A 16,657-nucleotide genomic window follows, 5' to 3' on the forward strand; every position below is an offset into this window, starting at 1 on the left:
GCCCCGCCCGTCTCGCCCGCCGCCCCCACCGTGGCCCGGATCCTCGACCGGCTCACGGGTCCGGCGGGCAGCGGGGTAGCGGAGGAGCTGGGGCTGCGGCTGAGCGCCGAGGTGGCCAGGGAGGCGGCCCGGCAGGAGCTCGCCGCGAACCGCTCGTTCGGCTCCACGCGCGACCCCTGGGTCGACGGGCTCAGCCCGCTCTTCCCCCTCCAGCCGCCCCGCAGCGGCCGCGAGCTGCTCACCGACCATGTGACGGCCATGGTGTGCTGCGCCGCCGTCGACACCGCCGGGGCCGCCCCCGGGCTCGACTGGCTGGACGGCCCCGCCCTGCTCGTCGGCGGCGCCCGCCGGGCCGGCCTGGCGCGCACGGTCCTGAGCCTGATCGAGGACGGCGACGCCGGGCCGCTGCGGGCCTGGCTCGGCGAGGTCGGCGTCCGACCCGAGAAACCCGTCCGCCTGGTGTAGGGAGCTCGATGGTCACGGAGGGCACGGACCGGATCCGCCGCTGGGCGTCGGGGGCGCTCGCGCACGCCGTCACCGACCCCTTCGGGCAGGGCCCGCTGCCCTGGCTGCGCGACAGCGAGGCGTATGTGGACGAGACCGGCCGCGTCATCCCCTGGTACGCCGAGAGCCATGTGCCGAAGCGCAGACGGGCGGCGGCGGGCGTCCCCGTGCCCCGTACGGCCGACGACGTGCGCCGCCAGATCAAGGGCTTCGCGTCCAACAGCGCCGTCGCCCCCGGCGAGGCCGTCGACTTCCGCATCACGGTGAACCCGCCGCAGCGCTTCAGCGTGGACGTCTACCGCATCGGGCACTACGCGGGCGACGGCGCCGCGAAGATCACCACCAGTCCGCGGCTGTCCGGCATCGTGCAGCCCGCGCCGCTCACCGTCGACCGCACGGTCTCCTGCCACCACTGGTGGCTCTCCTGGCGGCTGCAGATCCCCAGCTACTGGAGCCCGGGCGCCTATGTGGCCGTGCTGACCACCGCCGACGGCCACCGCAGCCACATCCCGTTCCTCGTCCGCGACACCCACCCGGCCGACCTGCTGCTCGTCCTGCCGGACATCACCTGGCAGGCGTACAACCTCTACCCCGAGGACGGCCGCACGGGCGCGAGTTTCTACCACGCGTGGGACGAGGAGGGCAGGCTGCTGGGCGAGCGGGACGCGGCCACCACGGTCTCCTTCGACCGCCCGTTCGCGGGCGCGGGCCTGCCGCTGCACGTGGGCCACGCGTACGACTTCATCCGCTGGGCCGAGCGCTACGGCTACGACCTCGCCTATGCCGACACCCGTGACCTGCACGCGGGCCGTGTGGACGCCTCCCGCTACCGCGGCCTGGTCTTCCCCGGCCACGACGAGTACTGGTCGCCCGCCATGCGCCGCGCCGCCGAGCTGGCGCGCGACCGCGGCACGTCCCTGGTGTTCCTCTCGGCGAACAGCATGTACTGGAGCTGCGAGCTCGCCCCCTCCCCGGCGGGCCCCGACCACCTGCTGACCTGCCGCAAGCACCGGGGCCCCGGCCGCTCCGCCCTCTGGCGCGACGCCCAGCCCGCCGAGCAGCAGGTGCTGGGCATCCAGTACGCGGGCCGGGTGCCCGAACCGGCCCCCATGGTCGTGCGCAACGCCGACCACTGGCTGTGGGACGCCACCGGCGCGGGCGAGGGCGACGAACTGCCGGGCCTGGTGGCGGGCGAGGCGGACCGCTATTTCCCCCGGACGGCCCTGCCCGCGCACACCCGCCGCATCCTGCTCGCGCACTCGCCGTACACGGACGCCAAGGGCGCCAAGCGGCACCAGGAGACGTCGCTCTACCGCGCGCCCAGCGGGGCCCTGGTCTTCGCCTCGGGCACCTTCGCCTGGTCCCCCGCCCTGGACCGGCCCGGCCATGTGGACACCCGCGTCCAGAAGGCCACGGCCAACCTCCTCGACCGCATCTGCAAACGCGGCTGAGTCCTCCTGGGCCTTCCCAGGCCCTCCCCGCACGGCTCGCGCGGGTGTACGGCAGAATCGTGGTGCTTGGACAAACCACCAGGAGGACGCGTGTCCGGATTCGTAGAGAAGCCCGAACCTGTCGAGGTGCCCGGCCTTGAGCACCTGCACACGGGCAAGGTGCGCGACCTCTACCGGGACGGGGACGGCCGCCTGGTGATGGTCGCCTCCGACCGCATGTCGGCGTACGACTGGGTGCTGCCCACCGTGATCCCGGACAAGGGCCGCGTCCTCACCCAGCTGTCCCTGTGGTGGTTCGAGCGCCTCACGGACCTGGTGCCGAACCATGTGATCTCCACCGAGCTGCCCGCGGGCGCCCCCGCCGACTGGGAGGGCCGCACCCTGGTGTGCCGTCCGCTGGAGATGGTGCCCGTCGAGTGCGTGGCCCGCGGCTATCTGACCGGCTCCGGCCTCACCGAGTACGAGCAGACCCGCACCGTCTGCGGGCTCGCCCTGCCCGAGGGGCTCACCGACGGCTCCGAGCTGCCGTCGCCGATCTTCACCCCCGCGACCAAGGCGGCGGTCGGCGAGCACGACGAGAACGTCTCCTACGAGGAGGTGGCCCGGCAGGTGGGCGCGGAGACCGCCGCCCAGCTCCGCCAGACCACCCTCGCCGTCTACGGCCGCGCCCGGGACATCGCCCGCGACCGGGGCATCATCCTCGCCGACACGAAGTTCGAGTTCGGCTTCGCGGACGGGGACCTCGTCCTCGCCGACGAGGTCCTCACCCCGGACTCCTCGCGCTTCTGGCCCGCCGACGAGTGGCAGCCGGGCCGCGCGCAATCCTCCTTCGACAAGCAGTTCGTCCGCGACTGGCTCACGTCCCCGGCCTCCGGCTGGGACCGGCACGGCGAGCTGCCGCCGCCGGAGCTGCCGCGGGAGGTCGTGGAGCGGACGCGGGCGAAGTACGTCGAGGCGTACGAGCGGCTGACGGGCCTGAACTGGTCGTAGCCGCCGAGCCGTTCGTACGCGCCCGTACGGGGACCGGGATCAGCGGCCCTGGGTGAGGGCGACCGAGTCGGGCACGGCGACCCGCACCTCCGGGGCCAGCGTGAGGGGCAGGGAGCCCTGCATCTGCCCGACCACGTACTGGGCCGACATCATGGCCCCCTCCTGCCAGCCCGGCAGGGGGGAGGCCTGGTCGCCCGTGACGAAGAAGCGGCCGCCGCCCTCGGCCTGCAACAGCTGCTTGTACCAGCGCTGGTGGTCGGTGTCCTTCGGCTTCCAGGCGGCCCAGCCGCCCAGCTGGTGGGGCACCTTGTGCCAGGCGACGGAGACCCCGTGCCCGGTGGGGACGACGTCCTCCTCCCCGAACTCCGGGTGCACCTTCTTCGCGCCCTCGCGGGCCTCGACCAGGCGCTTCTGCGGGTCGTGGGCGCTGAAGGCCTCCGCCACGGCGCCGAAGTTGTAGGCCCCGGTCAGGGTGCCGGTGCCCGTCGGCGAGAAGTAGTCGTTGGACGGGTACCAGATCTGGGTGATGGGGTCGTCGACCCAGCTGATCCCGCCGTAGATCTGGTTCCCGTCGTCCTCCCAGAAGCGCCTGTCGGCCTGCCAGCCGACCTTGCAGGTCTTCTCGAAGGGCACGTTGACGACCGCGTCGAGGAATCCCCCCGAGAAGTCGCCGCGCAGTTCGATGTTCCTGAGCACGGACAGCGGGATGTTGCTCACGCAGTAGGCCGCCTCCGCGTGCTGTGTCGTGCCTCCCCTGTCGAAATCGACCCGGACGCGGCCCGTTTCCAGGAGCGTGATCTTCTTGACCTCGGCGCCGAGCACGGTGACCGTGCTCCAGGGGAGGTGCCGCTTGAACCCCTCGACGATGCGGTCCATGCCGCCCACCGGCTGGAACAGCGCCGACTGCCAGAGGTAGTCGGACGGCTGGTAGAAGTGGTAGGGCCGCTCCTTCTTCCAGAAGCCCGAATCCAGGATCTCCCTGAGCGACAGGGGCGGGACCGGCTTCGGGAAGTCGTGGACGTCGAGCGGCTTGGAGTAGCCGGACCTGGTGGAGCCGCTGTACTCGTCCTGCGCGTCGAGGCTCCCGAAGAACCGCAGCAGGTCGGTCAGTTCCTCGTCGTCCGTGAGCTCGGCCAGGGCCTCCGCGACGCGGCCGCGTACGTCGTTGTCGAGCCTGCCGTAGGCCCAGCGGTGCGCGGGCTGACGTGTGGTGGCGAGGTTCGCCGTCGTGTTCATGATGTACGGCTCCAGCGCCACCCCGAACGTGGAGCAGTAGTGCAGGACGCGACGGTGGTGGTACGGGATGCGGCCGGGGCCGAGGTTCAGGTACAGCCCGTCGTCGAAGGTGCAGGTGTAGGTGTGCTGCGGGTCGCCGGCGGCGTCGACCTCGTAGAGCTCGTCGCCGTTACGGGCGGTGCGGTTGCGGCCGCCGAGGCGTTCCTGCGCTTCGAGAACGGTGCAGTGGTACCCGCGCCTGCCCAGCTCGTAGGCCGCGGTCAGGCCCGCGATGCCTCCTCCGAGGATCAGCACGTCCGTGTCGTCGGGGACGCCCCGGCCCAGTGCCGGTGGCCCGGTCCAGCCGGTCGCCTCGGGGCCCGCGGCCCCGATCATCGCCTGGAACAGCGCGTTCGCGGCGGCGTCGGCCGGTGCGGTGACGGGTTCGTTGCCGATGTTGCTGACGTTGCCGGTGTTGCCGATGCTGCCCGTGTTTTCGCTCATGCGTTTTCTCCCCCAGTGGGTCGATGCGAGGCGGAAACGCCGACTGACTTTAGGAGTCGTGGCGGGGGCCCACACGCCGGAAATTCCGGCCACTGCGAGAGAACCGGCCGCCATGGGCTCGGCATCGGGTTCGGCAACTACACGAATAAGGTGGGGAGTTCAATCACTGTGATCTCCCTCCGGCACCGACTTCCCTTTACGGTGCGGTGGTTCGGGACGGCCGATCGTATTCCGCATCGAACCATCTCCCCTGTACGTCCCGTCACCCGTCCCCACCAGGGCGGTTGGCCGGAAAGCGACCGGCCCCGCCTGCCGTGCGGCGGGCGGAGCGGTCCTTGACGGAAACATGCCGCTGGCGCTTGCCGCGGAATTCATGGCTCCGGGGCGCGCCGGGGAAAAAGGTCGAATGGGAGGGCGGGAAACCGGAATCAGTGCGAGGGCGCCACGTCCCACACCCAGACGCCGCCCTCCTTCTTCGGCTCCTGCCCCGACAGGGCGGTCACCGCCTCGCGGAGCGGCGCCCCGTTCACGTCCGGATCCAGGACGAGCGCGTCGGCCTTCCAGAAGCGGAGGTCCGCACGGAACGCGCGGCGCTGCTGCTCCCCGATCTCCGGGAGCTTGCCGGTCTCGTGGACCTTGCGCAGGAGCTCGGACGTGAGGCGCGGCTCGGGTCCGTAGATACCGATGCGGTCGGGGCCATAGGGGCCGTTGAAATAGCCGCCCGGGAAGGCGAAACCGAGATCCGCGCGCACCTGCCAGTGGAGCGCCTCCACATCGGCCGGGCTCGGCACGGGCACCGGCACGAGCGTCCGGCCGGGGCGTACGTGCTCACGCCAGGTGCCGTCCGTGATGAAAGCGGGCACCGGGACGCGCTCGACGGTGCGGTACGGCGTGGGCACGAGCGGCAGCACGGCCACGGCGAGCGCGGCCCAGCCGAGCAGCCGGTGCGAGCGCTCGCGTTCGCTGCGCAGGCGGCGCGTGGCGAGCCGGTCGCAGGCGAGGGCGAGGAGGATGCCGAGCGCGGGCACGCACACCATGGCCACGCGGGACTCGATGACCGACTCGAAGAACGGAAGGTCGCCGATCATCCGCCAGGGGCCGGGGAGCGTCCTGTCCGTACCGAGCAGCGGGATGTTGCGGCCCATCGAGAGGACGGCCGCGGCGAGCGCGGTGAAGCCGAGCGCGCGCACCAGGGGCCGCCGCCACATGCGGACGACGACGATGACGGACAGGACGACCAGCGGCCAGCCGAAGAAGGCGTTCTCCTCGGTGCGGTTGACCGACAGCGCGGCCGCCTTCGCGTCGTCACCGGCCAGCGACCGGGTGGCGTACTCCAGCAGCGCCATCGGGTTGTTGCCGACCTCGCCGTGCAGCACGCTGTGGTAGCTCTGCGGCCCGAGGAACTGCCAGCCCACGGGGACGGCGACGATGGGCGCGGCGACGAGCGCGGCGACGCCGAGGCCGCGCAGCAGCCGCCCGGAGACGGCGCGCGCGGCGTCCGGGTCGGCGACGGCGTAGCCGAAGGCGAAGAGCAGGAGGCCGGTCACGGCCAGCAGCAGCGCCTCTTCGCCGAGGAAGACCTGGTAGGCGAGGAAGAGGCCGAGGAGGACGGCGTTCCGTGTCGGCCGTTCGCCCTCGCACAGCCGCACCGCCCGGTCGATGATCAGCGGGATCATGAACAGGACGAGGAAGTTGGGGTGCGCGTTGCCGTGCGAGATCATCGGCGGCGCGAAGGCGCAGAAGGCACCGCCGAGCGCGGCGGCCCAGCGGGAGCGCACGAAGCGCTTGGCGATCAGCCAGTACCAGGAGCAGGCCGTCACGGCCAGACCGCCGGTCAGCACGATCGCCCAGGTGACGTGCGCGCCGAAGGCGAGCGTCACGGGCGCGAGCGGCACGGAGAGCCCGAGCATGACCGTGTTGGCCATGAGGTTCACGCCGAGCGGGGCGTTCTGCAGGTGGGTGAAGAGCGGGTTCCGCAGGTGCGCGACGTTGTCGGCGGTGACGGCGAAGAACCACTCCCACTGCGTCTGGTCGGAGCCCGAGTCGGCCAGGTAGGTGTGGCCGAGGCCGCCCCACAGCCCGCCGTAGAGGACGAAGGCGGCGAGGAGGTAGAGCAGGGGGATCGCCAGGCGCGCGCGGTCGCCGTGGTGCCAGCGGAGCCGGACGAGGTCGGCGAGCACGGTGGGGTAGGCGGACGGCCGGATCTTGGAGCCGGGCTGGTGGGCCCAGCGCACGGGCACCTCCGCGACCGCCCAGTCCCGGCGGCGGAAGAAGTGCAGCAGTTCGACGTCGTAGCTCCAGCCGTCGAGGCGGGACTCGGCGCACGCGGCGCGGACCTTGTCGCCGTCGAAGAGCTTGAAGCCGCACTGGGTGTCGCGTATGCCGGGCACGGCGGCGGCCCGTATCAGCCGGGAGCCGGCGCGCCCCATGAACTCGCGCACGGCGTGCTGGCGGACGGCGATCCGCGAGCCGGGCAGCGCGCGGGAGCCGACGGCGGCGGCCGCGCCCTCGTCCAGGCGGCGCGCGAGGAGGGCGAGCTCCTCGATCGGGGTGGCCAGGTCGGCGTCGGTGACCAGGACGCGGCGGCCGCGCGAGGCGAGGACGCCGGTGCGGACGGCGTGGCCCTTGCCGCGGTTGTCGGGGGTACGGATGAGCCGCACGCGCGGCTCGTCGGCAGCGGCGGCCTCGGCGATCCGTGCCGTGGCGTCGGTGGAGCCGTCGTCGACGACGATCAGTTCCCAGGTGGCCGCTTCTTCCGTGCTGCCGAGGTGGGTGCGGATCGCTTCGAGGGTGGGGGCGAGGCGGTCCTCTTCGTCGTAGGCGGGGACGATCACCGTCAGGTCGACCACGGCGGATTCTTCGGGGCGCCTTCGCGTCTGCCCGGGGATGCCGCGGGGCGACTGCGGGTCCGCTTGGGCTGCGCGCGCCCCCGCGGCGGAGCCGCGCGATGCGACACCGCCCCGCGCCCCTGACGGGGCGCCCGGGGTTTCGTCGTCGGACGGCTGCGCGGTCATTCCTGATCCCATCCCTCGGCCGATGACTGTGTCGGCCATCGACCTTATGCGGTCAGCTCGGTGATCAGCGCCAGCGAATGGTCGTTGTAGTCGGTGATGATGCCCTCGGCGGCCACCGCGTCGCCCGCCGCCACGGCCTCCACGAGATCGGGGTGCCCGTGCCACAGACGGCCGCGCAGCGACGGCACCCGGCGCAGCAGCGGCACCGTGAAGACCCAGCTCTGCACCCGCACCCGGTCCAGGAAGTCGGATATGTACGGATTTCCGACGAGGCCCGCGAGCTCGCGCCAGAAGCGCAGGTCGTAGCCGATGAGGATGTCCAGGTCCCCCGCGAGCGCCGCCCGCGCGGCCTCCTCGGCCCGCCGCCGCACGGACGCCAGAGCGGCCGGGCTCGCCTCGAACAACTTGCGGCCGACGGAGCGCCGGAAGATGCCCTCCACTATCAGCGCACGGGCCTCGACCATGTCGCGGAAATCGGCGTAGGTGAATTCGCGCACGCGGTAGCCCTTGTGCAGCTCCACGTCGAGCAGCCCCTGCGCACAGAGGTCGAGCAGCGCCTCACGCACGGGTGTGGCGGAGACGCCGTACTGCTCGGCTATCTCCTTGACGGTGAACTGGCGGCCTGCGGGGAGGCGCGCCGCCACCACCTCTTCGCGCAGGGCGTCGGCGATCTGCGAGCGCAGCGTCGTCCTTCTGACAGCCTCGCTGCCGGGCATCTTCGTCCGTCTCCCCTTCCGGTGACCGCGCGCCCGCATGCGAACGGCCCCCGACCAAGATAGGCGAGGGCCGCCGCGACGCGTACCAGAGCGCCCCTTAAGGGGCGCGGGGCAGTGCTACATCATGCGGCTCCGCCGCGGGGGCGCGAGGAACCCCCACCGGCCCGCAGCCGCACGCGAAAGCGCAAGAGGCACCCCCATAGGCGCTCAGACGACGTACCCGTCGGTCACCCCGAGCGCTTCGTCCAGAAGCGCGAGCCCCTCCTTCGCCTCCTCCTCCGTGATCGTGCACGGCGGCACGACATGCGTCCGGTTCATGTTCACGAAGGGCCACAGGCCCGACTTCTTGCAGGCGGCGGCAAAGGCGGCCATGGGCGCGTTCGCCTCGCCCGCCGCGTTGTACGGGACGAGCGGCTCGCGCGTGGCGCGGTCCTTCACGAGCTCGACCGCCCAGAAGACGCCGAGGCCGCGCACCTCGCCGACGCTCGGGTGCCGCTCGGCGAGCTCGCGCAGGCCGGGCCCGAGGACGGTCTCGCCGATGTGCGCGGCGTTCTCCACGATGCCCTCCTCGGCCATCGTGTTGATCGTCGCCACGGCGGCGGCGCAGGCCAGCGGGTGCCCGGAGTAGGTGAGTCCGCCGGGGTAGGGCCGCGTCTCGAAGGTGGCGGCGATCTCGGCGGAGATGGCGACGCCGCCGAGCGGTACATAGCCGGAGTTGACGCCCTTGGCGAAGGTGAGCAGGTCGGGCGTGACGCCGAAGGCGTCGGCGGCGAACCAGTGGCCCGTACGCCCGAAGCCCGCCATGACCTCGTCGAGGACGAGGACGATGCCGTACCGGTCGCAGATCTCGCGGACGCCCGGGAGGTAGCCGGGCGGGGGGACCATGATCCCGGCGGTGCCGGGCACGGTCTCCAGGACGATCGCGGCGACCGTCTGCGGGCCCTCGAAGACGATGGTGTCCTCCAGGTGCCGCAGCGCGCGCTCGCACTCCTGCTCCTCGTTCTCCGCGTGGAAGGGCGAGCGGTAGAGGAAGGGCGCCCAGAAGTGCACGACGCCCGCGGACGCGGTGTCGGAGGGCCAGCGGCGCGGGTCGCCGGTCAGGTTGATGGCCGTGGCGGTGGCGCCGTGGTACGAGCGGTAGGCGCTGAACACCTTGGGGCGGCCGGTGTGCAGCCGGGCCATGCGGACGGCGTTCTCGACGGCCTCCGCACCGCCGTTGGTGAAGAAGATCTTGTCGAGGTCGCCGGGTGTGCGCTCGGCGACCAGCCGCGCCGCCTCGGAGCGGACGTCCACGGCGAACCCGGGCGCGAGGGTGCACAGCCGGGCCGCCTGCTCCTGGATCGCGGCGACGACCTTGGGGTGCTGATGGCCGATGTTGGTGTTGACGAGCTGCGAGGAGAAGTCGAGGTAGCGGTTGCCGTCGTAGTCCCAGAAGTACGGGCCTTCGGCACCGGCGACGGCGAGCGGGTCGATGAGGCCCTGCGCGGACCAGGAGTGGAAGACGTGCGCGCGGTCGGCGGCCTTGACGGCGGCACCGGTACGGGGGTCGGGATCGGGCTGCGTGCTCACGGTCGTTACCTCGGCTCGGCGTGACGGTCGGGAACCGCCAGCGTAGGGAGCGACGGGCGGGCCCGGACACCGTCACAGTGCAGGGCCCCTGGCCGCGCGCACTGACACAGTGCCGGGTGGGGGCGCCCTGAAGGGGCGCGGGGAACTGCGCGACCAGCCACACACGACCCGCACCCGCCGGACGGACATCGCCACCCGAGCCAATAGGCGACACCCCGAAAAAAATCCAAGCCGCAAGGCACTCGCCTGCTACCGTCGAATTCCGTTTGCGGTTTTGGAAAAGCATTTCCCGAACCCCCGCACAGGAGAAACTGATTTGGCAACCGGCATCGTGAAGTGGTTCAACTCCGAAAAGGGCTATGGATTCATCGCCCAGGACGGCGGCGGCGCCGACGTCTTCGCTCATTACTCGAACATCGCGCTCCGGGGCTTCCGCGAACTCCACGAGGGCCAGAAGGTCTCCTTCGACATCACGCAGAGCCAGAAGGGCCCGCAGGCGGAGAACATCCTCCCGTCCTGACCCCGGCCCCCGGCCCGGCTCCAGGCCCCGCACCGGCCCCCGGCCGGAGCCGGGGGCCGGCCCGCATCGGCCGCGACGGCCGGGGCCCCGCACGATTCCTTCGTGCGGGGCCCCGGCCGTTTGGCGTCCGGCTATTCTCCGCGCAGAACGTACGGGGGATTTCGGGGAGGGGAGCAGGACATGGAAAGCCTGGGGCCGGACGATCCGCGGACGCTCGGGTCGTACCGGTTGCTCGGACGGCTCGGCGCGGGGGGCATGGGGCGGGTCTATCTGGCCCGTTCGGAGCGGGGCCGTACGGTGGCGGTCAAGCTGGTGCACCGGGAACTCGCGGGCCAGGAGGAGTTCCGGCGGCGTTTCCGGGCGGAGGTGCGGGCGGCACGGCAGGTCGGCGGGGAGTGGACGGCGCCGGTGCTCGACGCGGACACCGACGCGGAAGTGCCCTGGGTGGCCACGGGCTATATCGCGGGGCCGTCGCTGCGGCGGGTCGTCGACCGGGACTTCGGGCCGCTGCCCGAGCGGTCGGTGCGCGTCCTGGGGGCGGGGCTCGCCCGCGCGCTCCAGGCCATCCACGCGGCGGGCGTCGTGCACCGCGACCTCAAGCCGTCGAATGTCCTGATCACCCTCGACGGGCCGCGCGTCATCGACTTCGGCATCGCCCGCGCGCTGGAGACCGTGACCGACGCCGAGGGGCTCACGCGCACGGGCGCCACCGTCGGTTCGCCGGGCTTCATGTCGCCCGAGCAGGTGCGCGGCGCCCGCGTCACGCCCGCGAGCGACGTCTTCTGCCTGGGCTCGGTGCTGGCCTACGCGACGACCGGCCGGGGTCCGTTCGGCACGGACGACAGCGGCGTGCACGCGGTGATGTACCGGATCGCCGAGGAGGAGCCGGACCTCGACGGGGTACCGGCCGGGCTGCGCCCGCTGATCGCGGAGTGCCTCGCCAAGGCCCCGGCGGCCCGGCCCACCCCCGCGCGGGTACTGGAGCGCCTGGGTACGGGCGAACCGCCCGCGGACTCCTGGCTGCCGACCGGCCTGGTGGCCCGGCTGGGACGGCACGCGGTGCAGCTGCTGAACGTGGAGGAACCGGGGCCGTCCGGCGAGGCGGAGACGGCGGTCGGCACGCCGGTGCCGGACCCGACGCTGACAGCGCCGCCGACTCCCCCCACCGAGCCGCCGACGGTGACGGCGGGCCCGACGCCCGCACCCGCGTACGGCTACCCGCACGGGGGCGCGTACGGCAGCAGCCCCTTCGGGACGGGCACGCAGATCGGCTATCCGCAGCGTCCCCCGCGCCGTTCCAGGACCCCGATCCTGCTGGCCGCGGTGGTGGCCGCCGCGCTGCTCGCGGGTGGCGGGGTGGTCTACGTGCTCACGAAGGGCGACGGCGCCCGCGACTCGGTGGGGTCGCCCTCGTCACCGAGCGCTCCCCCTTCAACGGACTCCACGCCCCCTTCGGCACCGGGCGGCGGCCCCACACCCGACGACGACAAGGCCCCGGGCACCACGCCGCAAGGCTTCACCGGCACTTGGCACTCCGGCTTCACCACCAACGCGGGCTCCAGCGACCGGACCATCATCATCCGGAAGGGCCGCCCCGCGCAGGTCGTCATCGAGGGCAGCGGCGTCCTCGACGACGGCACGCCGTACACCTGCCGCTGGACGGCGACCGGCACGGACGACGGAGGCAGCGCGACGACGCTCCACCTCGGCTCCTCCGCCGTCACCCAGGCCGCCCCCACCACGGCCTGCCAGCCCGGCTCCGCCTCCGACCTGGTCCTCCTCCCGGACGGCCACATGCGCCGCGACTTCACCGACTCGGGCACGCGGGACGCGTCGCTGATCTACACCAGGACGGGCTGATCCCGTGGGCGTGGGGCTTCAGCGGACGTAGTTCTTCAGGATCTCGGTGTCGAGGGTGATGTTCACCGGGTCGGGGACGGTGACCTGTTCGCCGACTGCGGCTCGGTGCGTGTCCGCGTAGTAGCCGCGTTCCGGATCGGGATTGGTGTGCACGATCACGGTGCCCGCTGTGCGGTCGATCAACAGGTGAACGGGAATGCCCACCGCTGCGTAGACAGCCGTTTTCTCCTGCCGGTCATGGCGCTCGGTGCCATCCTCGTACGAGGTGACCTCGACGGTCATCAGCACGCCGTCGGGGTCGGACCACTCGCCGTGCCCGGCGAAGTGGCCCACAGGCACGAGGGCCCCGTCCGGTCGAGCCCTGCCCCTGCGGTAGGCCTCGACCTTCAGTCCTCGGGTCGTGTACAGGCCGAGCTCAGGGCGTACCTGCATGCAGCGCCTCAGCAGCCACGCGACGATCTCGCTGTGATCCCCGTCCGGCGCCGGCTTCTCCCTGATCCGTCCGTCGATGAACTCCAGCATGACGGTCTCGGGCGCGGCGGAGGCGATCTGCTCGAAATCCTCCACCAGCATGCGAGACGTGCGCTCGGCCGCACCCGTCATGTTGCGCTCCTTTCCGGGCGAAGGCCAGCTTCCCGACTTTCGGTGGCCCCTGGCCCTCCGTAGAGCACCCAGCTGAGCTGCTCGTGCAGCAGTTCCGCTTCGGAGGGGGAGAGCCGGAGCGCAAGGTCCGCCTCGAACTTGCCGTCGCGTTCCAGCCACAGGGGGACGATGACGCCGCCGTCGGTCTCACGCCGTACAGGCATGCAGGGGATACGGCTGACACGGAGCCAGTGGAGGGTGCCGGGGTTCATTGCGGGCATCAGGCGGCCACCGCCTCGGTGGCCGGAAGCAGCAGGGCGAGGAGGCGGGTGAGTGTTCGTTGCAGGGCCAGCCCGATAAGTTGGGCCATGTTGACGCTCCTAGGTGGCGTTGGCCGGCCCCGGGGTGCCACGAACACCGCCGGGGCGCAGCTTGACTCTCTGCTCAACTCGCGTGTGGTTGAGCAGCGTTGAGAACCGACGGTAGCGACAACGGATGTCGACTTACAACGCGTTGTACCGAGATACCCTCGAACGGGCATATGCCATAGCGGAGATCAGCCAACAGCAGCCTGCTCACCTGCGGAGACAAGCAGCCCCGTCAACCAGGCGTGCTGTCGCAGCCTTGACGGCATCAGCCTTGATTCCATTCAAGAGCGCACGCAGTCCGCTGGGCACCACCCGTATCACCGGGCCCGGGTCATCGCTCTCGCGCAGCAGGATGCAGTCCCGATGCAGGGCCAATTCGACACAAGCCCCGTCCGGCTGGTCCGAGAACGAGGATTTGCACCACTGGATGCCCACTTCCCTCACGCTTTCATACGCGTTGCGCCACCTCGTGAATGAGGTCCCGTGAGCGGTGCGGGCTCAGGGCGCGTTGTTCCATACGGTCCAGCACCGCACGGTAGTTCGCAAGATGCGTTGCCGCATGCAGGAAGGTCGAGCCGACAGGGGTGTCCGTCTGCACCGTGTCGAGCTGCAGGACCGGCCCGGAGACGTAGCACGTCGAAATCGCCGCCCCGGGAAAACCGCCGGCCTCGAACGACAGCACACGAACCACCACGTTCTCGCGCTCAGCCTGCTCCAGCAGGTACTCCAGCTGAGTCCTGGCCACGCGACTGCCGCCGAACGGAATGCGCAACGCCGCCTCGTGGATGATGAACGCGCACCGCGGTGCACGCGGCCGGTCGAGGACACGCCTACGGTCAAGCCGGAAGGCGAGCTTGCGTTCGAAGTCATCCGGAGCCAGAGGCGGAACAGCTTCCTCGAACACCGCCCGTGCGTAATCCTCGTGCTGAAGCAGTCCCGGCATGTGCGTGATCTGTGCGACACGAAGGGCGACCGCGTGATGCTCCAGCTCGGCGAGGTCCAGAAGCGCCGCCCCCAGCATGTCCCGGTACTCGTCCCACCAGTTCCTGACCGGGGAGCGCCGCTCCTTCGCCATCGCGGCGAGCGCGTCGATGTACCTCCGGTCCCGGCAGGAGTAGTTGGCAGCCCAGACACGCACACGGTCCGCACTCACTCCGAACCGGCCGGACTCAACGTTGCTGACGGTGGTCCGATCCGTGCCGTGCACGCCAGCAGCCTCGGTCAGGGAGAGCCCCGCGCGCTCGCGCATCTTGCTCAGCTCAGTTCCCAACCGCCGCTGTCGCTCGGTCGGAGGCTTCCTCGTTGGCACCGGACGCCCCTTTTCCCCGCTCCCGGGATGCGAACGCGCCCCACCCCGGCCCATACCTCCCGTACGGCGCACAGCGTACGACGGCGCCCCGGCGGTCGAGGACCACCGGGGCGCCGTCACGCGTGCGCGCGCGTACCGCTTACGACAGGAACGAGTTGATCTCGATCGTCTCGTCGCGGCCCGGGCCGACGCCGATCGCGGAGATCGGGGCGCCCGACATCTCCTCGAGCGCCTTCACGTACGCCTGGGCGTTCTTCGGCAGCTCGGCGAAGGTCTTGGCCTTGCTGATGTCCTCGGTCCAGCCCGGCAGCATCTCGTAGATCGGCTTCGCGTGGTGGAAGTCGGTCTGGCTGTAGGGCAGCTCCTCGACGCGCTTGCCGTCGATCTCGTACGCGACGCAGACCGGGATCTGCTCCCAGCCGGTGAGCACGTCGAGCTTGGTGAGGAAGAAGTCCGTCAGGCCGTTGACGCGGGTCGCGTAGCGGGCGATGACCGCGTCGAACCAGCCGCAGCGGCGGTCGCGGCCGGTGGTCACACCGCGCTCGCCACCGATGGTGCGCAGCGCCTCGCCGTCCTTGTCGAACAGCTCCGTCGGGAACGGGCCGGCGCCGACGCGGGTGGTGTACGCCTTGAGGATGCCGATCACGCGGTTGATCTTCGTCGGGCCCACGCCCGCGCCCGTGCAGGCGCCGCCCGCGGTCGGGTTCGAGGAGGTGACGAAGGGGTACGTGCCGTGGTCGACGTCGAGCAGCGTGCCCTGGCCGCCCTCGAAGAGGACGACCTTGCCCTCGTCGATGGCGTTGTTGAGGACCAGCGTCGTGTCGGCCACGAACGGCTTGATCTGCTCCGCGTAGCCCAGCAGCTCCTCGACGATGCGGCCGGACTCGATCGCGCGCCGGTTGTAGAGCTTGGCGAGGATCTGGTTCTTGAAGTCGAGAGCGGCCTCGACCTTCTGCTCCAGGATCGACTCGTCGTAGAGGTCCTGGACCCGGATGCCCACGCGGTTGATCTTGTCCGCGTAGGTCGGGCCGATACCGCGGCCGGTGGTGCCGATCTTCCGCTTGCCGAGGAAGCGTTCCGTCACCTTGTCGACCGTGGTGTGGTACGGCGTGATCAGGTGCGCGTTACCGCTGACCAGCAGCTTGGACGTGTCGACGCCGCGCTCGTTCAGCCCGCTCAGCTCGGAGAGCAGGACCGCCGGGTCGACGACCACGCCGTTACCGATCACCGGGGTGCACCCCGGGGAGAGGATGCCGGAGGGGAGGAGATGCAGCGCGTATTTCTGGTCGCCGACGACGACCGTGTGGCCGGCGTTGTTGCCACCTTGGTAGCGCACCACATAGTCAACGGATCCACCGAGGAGGTCGGTGGCCTTTCCCTTGCCCTCGTCACCCCACTGAGCACCGAGCAGCACAAGTGCGGGCACAGGCGTACACCCCTTCCGGGCGGGGCATGTCCAACGTGCGTGGTGGTCCCACCCCGCTTGCTCAGGGCTTGTACCACCGCGAGAGCCGTCGAACCGGTGCCCCGGATAGACGAAGCCCCTGGCGCAACAACGACAGGGGCTCTTGCACCGAGAGATTACCTGAGGAAGGACCGAGGTGTCGGCTCCAGACTCCACCGGGCAGCCACTGCTCGTGGTCATCGACCCGGCCGCCCGCCGTGTGGACGGCGAGTCCGTGAGGATCGCCAGGGACGTCCTCTGCGGCGGCGCGATGGCCAAAATATGCCTCGCGGAAGCCCCGCAGGACGTCGAGCGCGCGCTGGCCCGCAGGGGCCGCAGAAGGCCCGTCGTCATCGGTGACGACCGGGCCATGCTGAGGGTCGTCCGTCTTCTCCACCAGTGGCGTGACCTGCCGCACGTGCCGCTCTCCCTGATCCCGGTCGGCACCCTGCCCCAGGTCTCGCTGGCCCGCGCGCTGGGGGTGCCGCTGGGCACGGTCGCGGCGGCGCGGGCGGTGCTGGACGGCGCCGAGCGGGAGCTGGACGCGCTCGTGGACGACAGCGGGGGCGTGGTGCTGGGCGGCCTGTGGATCCCGGGCACGGGCCCCGGGG

The 16,657-nt window shown here is 71.4% G+C and carries 13 protein-coding genes and 2 pseudogenes; 6 read left to right on the plus strand and 9 right to left on the minus strand.

Translation table 11 applies throughout. The features are described 5' to 3' along the window. The 3 genes and pseudogenes from K6I34_RS14460 to K6I34_RS14470 all read left to right on the plus strand — a co-directional run. Positions 1-465 (plus strand): annotated as a pseudogene (locus K6I34_RS14460) (hypothetical protein); the annotation flags it as partial. Positions 466-473: 8 nt separating this feature from the next. Next, positions 474-1,955, plus strand: coding sequence for a N,N-dimethylformamidase beta subunit family domain-containing protein (locus K6I34_RS14465; protein ID WP_229326037.1), 1,482 nt, complete (start codon positions 474-476; stop codon positions 1,953-1,955). A gap of 90 nt (positions 1,956-2,045) precedes the next feature. Further along, positions 2,046-2,945: a phosphoribosylaminoimidazolesuccinocarboxamide synthase gene (locus K6I34_RS14470; RefSeq protein ID WP_229326039.1), complete on the plus strand. Its 900-nt coding sequence runs from the start codon at positions 2,046-2,048 to the stop codon at positions 2,943-2,945. A gap of 39 nt (positions 2,946-2,984) precedes the next feature. Here K6I34_RS14470 and K6I34_RS14475 read toward each other — a convergent pair whose 3' ends face one another. The 4 genes from K6I34_RS14475 to K6I34_RS14490 form a co-directional block, all read right to left on the minus strand. After that, on the minus strand, positions 2,985-4,664 hold the full coding sequence (locus K6I34_RS14475; RefSeq protein WP_229326041.1) for an FAD-dependent oxidoreductase: 1,680 nt from the start codon (positions 4,662-4,664) through the stop codon (positions 2,985-2,987). A 428-nt stretch (positions 4,665-5,092) separates the two neighbouring features. Continuing rightward, positions 5,093-7,513 carry a dolichyl-phosphate beta-glucosyltransferase gene (locus tag K6I34_RS14480; protein ID WP_229326043.1) on the minus strand — a complete coding sequence of 807 codons (2,421 nt, stop codon included), beginning with the start codon at positions 7,511-7,513 and terminating at the stop codon, positions 5,093-5,095. Positions 7,514-7,722: 209 nt separating this feature from the next. Then, positions 7,723-8,394: a GntR family transcriptional regulator gene (locus K6I34_RS14485; RefSeq protein WP_229326045.1), complete on the minus strand. Its 672-nt coding sequence runs from the start codon at positions 8,392-8,394 to the stop codon at positions 7,723-7,725. 207 nt (positions 8,395-8,601) lie between these two features. Continuing rightward, entirely contained in the window at positions 8,602-9,963 is a 1,362-nt protein-coding gene (locus tag K6I34_RS14490; RefSeq protein ID WP_229326047.1) for an aspartate aminotransferase family protein, read from the minus strand. 316 nt (positions 9,964-10,279) lie between these two features. Here K6I34_RS14490 and K6I34_RS14495 point away from each other — a divergent pair, with 316 nt between their 5' ends. Together K6I34_RS14495 and K6I34_RS14500 are read left to right on the plus strand one after the other, a co-directional pair. After that, positions 10,280-10,483, plus strand: a complete 204-nt coding sequence (locus K6I34_RS14495; RefSeq protein WP_229326049.1) for a cold-shock protein — start codon at positions 10,280-10,282, stop codon at positions 10,481-10,483. 180 nt (positions 10,484-10,663) lie between these two features. Further along, a complete protein-coding gene (locus K6I34_RS14500; protein ID WP_229326051.1) occupies positions 10,664-12,343 on the plus strand; it encodes a serine/threonine-protein kinase in 1,680 nt (559 codons plus the stop codon). An 18-nt stretch (positions 12,344-12,361) separates the two neighbouring features. Here the strand turns inward: K6I34_RS14500 and K6I34_RS14505 are convergent, their stop codons facing one another. The 5 genes from K6I34_RS14505 to K6I34_RS14525 all read right to left on the minus strand — a co-directional run bounded on the left by K6I34_RS14505 (position 12,362) and on the right by K6I34_RS14525 (position 16,028). After that, positions 12,362-12,946, minus strand: a complete 585-nt coding sequence (locus tag K6I34_RS14505; RefSeq protein ID WP_229326053.1) for a Uma2 family endonuclease — start codon at positions 12,944-12,946, stop codon at positions 12,362-12,364. Beyond that, positions 12,943-13,206 carry a hypothetical protein gene (locus K6I34_RS14510; protein ID WP_229326055.1) on the minus strand — a complete coding sequence of 88 codons (264 nt, stop codon included), beginning with the start codon at positions 13,204-13,206 and terminating at the stop codon, positions 12,943-12,945. The genes K6I34_RS14505 and K6I34_RS14510 overlap by 4 nt, the downstream gene beginning before the upstream one ends. A 294-nt stretch (positions 13,207-13,500) precedes the next feature. Beyond that, a complete protein-coding gene (locus K6I34_RS14515; protein ID WP_229326057.1) occupies positions 13,501-13,737 on the minus strand; it encodes a DUF397 domain-containing protein in 237 nt (78 codons plus the stop codon). Between the two features lie 4 nt (positions 13,738-13,741). After that, entirely contained in the window at positions 13,742-14,602 is an 861-nt protein-coding gene (locus K6I34_RS14520; protein WP_308294007.1) for a Scr1 family TA system antitoxin-like transcriptional regulator, read from the minus strand. A gap of 139 nt (positions 14,603-14,741) precedes the next feature. Next, entirely contained in the window at positions 14,742-16,028 is a 1,287-nt protein-coding gene (locus K6I34_RS14525; RefSeq protein WP_229326061.1) for an adenylosuccinate synthase, read from the minus strand. A gap of 175 nt (positions 16,029-16,203) precedes the next feature. On the opposite strand from K6I34_RS14525, the pseudogene K6I34_RS14530 reads away from it, so the two are divergent. Next, positions 16,204-16,657 (plus strand): annotated as a pseudogene (locus K6I34_RS14530) (diacylglycerol kinase); the annotation flags it as partial.

The sequence above is a fragment of the Streptomyces sp. UNOC14_S4 genome (assembly GCF_020740835.1).
Lineage (GTDB): Bacteria > Actinomycetota > Actinomycetes > Streptomycetales > Streptomycetaceae > Streptomyces.

Bases quoted from the DNA above. Each gene is read 5' to 3' on its own strand.
- K6I34_RS14465 (WP_229326037.1), top strand. From the start codon at position 474: ATGGTCACGGAGGGCACGGACCGGATCCGCCGCTGGGCGTCGGGGGCG.
- K6I34_RS14475 (WP_229326041.1), bottom strand. From the start codon at position 4,664: ATGAGCGAAAACACGGGCAGCATCGGCAACACCGGCAACGTCAGCAAC.
- K6I34_RS14485 (WP_229326045.1), bottom strand. From the start codon at position 8,394: ATGCCCGGCAGCGAGGCTGTCAGAAGGACGACGCTGCGCTCGCAGATC.
- K6I34_RS14500 (WP_229326051.1), top strand. From the start codon at position 10,664: ATGGAAAGCCTGGGGCCGGACGATCCGCGGACGCTCGGGTCGTACCGG.
- K6I34_RS14505 (WP_229326053.1), bottom strand. From the start codon at position 12,946: ATGACGGGTGCGGCCGAGCGCACGTCTCGCATGCTGGTGGAGGATTTC.
- K6I34_RS14510 (WP_229326055.1), bottom strand. From the start codon at position 13,206: ATGCCCGCAATGAACCCCGGCACCCTCCACTGGCTCCGTGTCAGCCGT.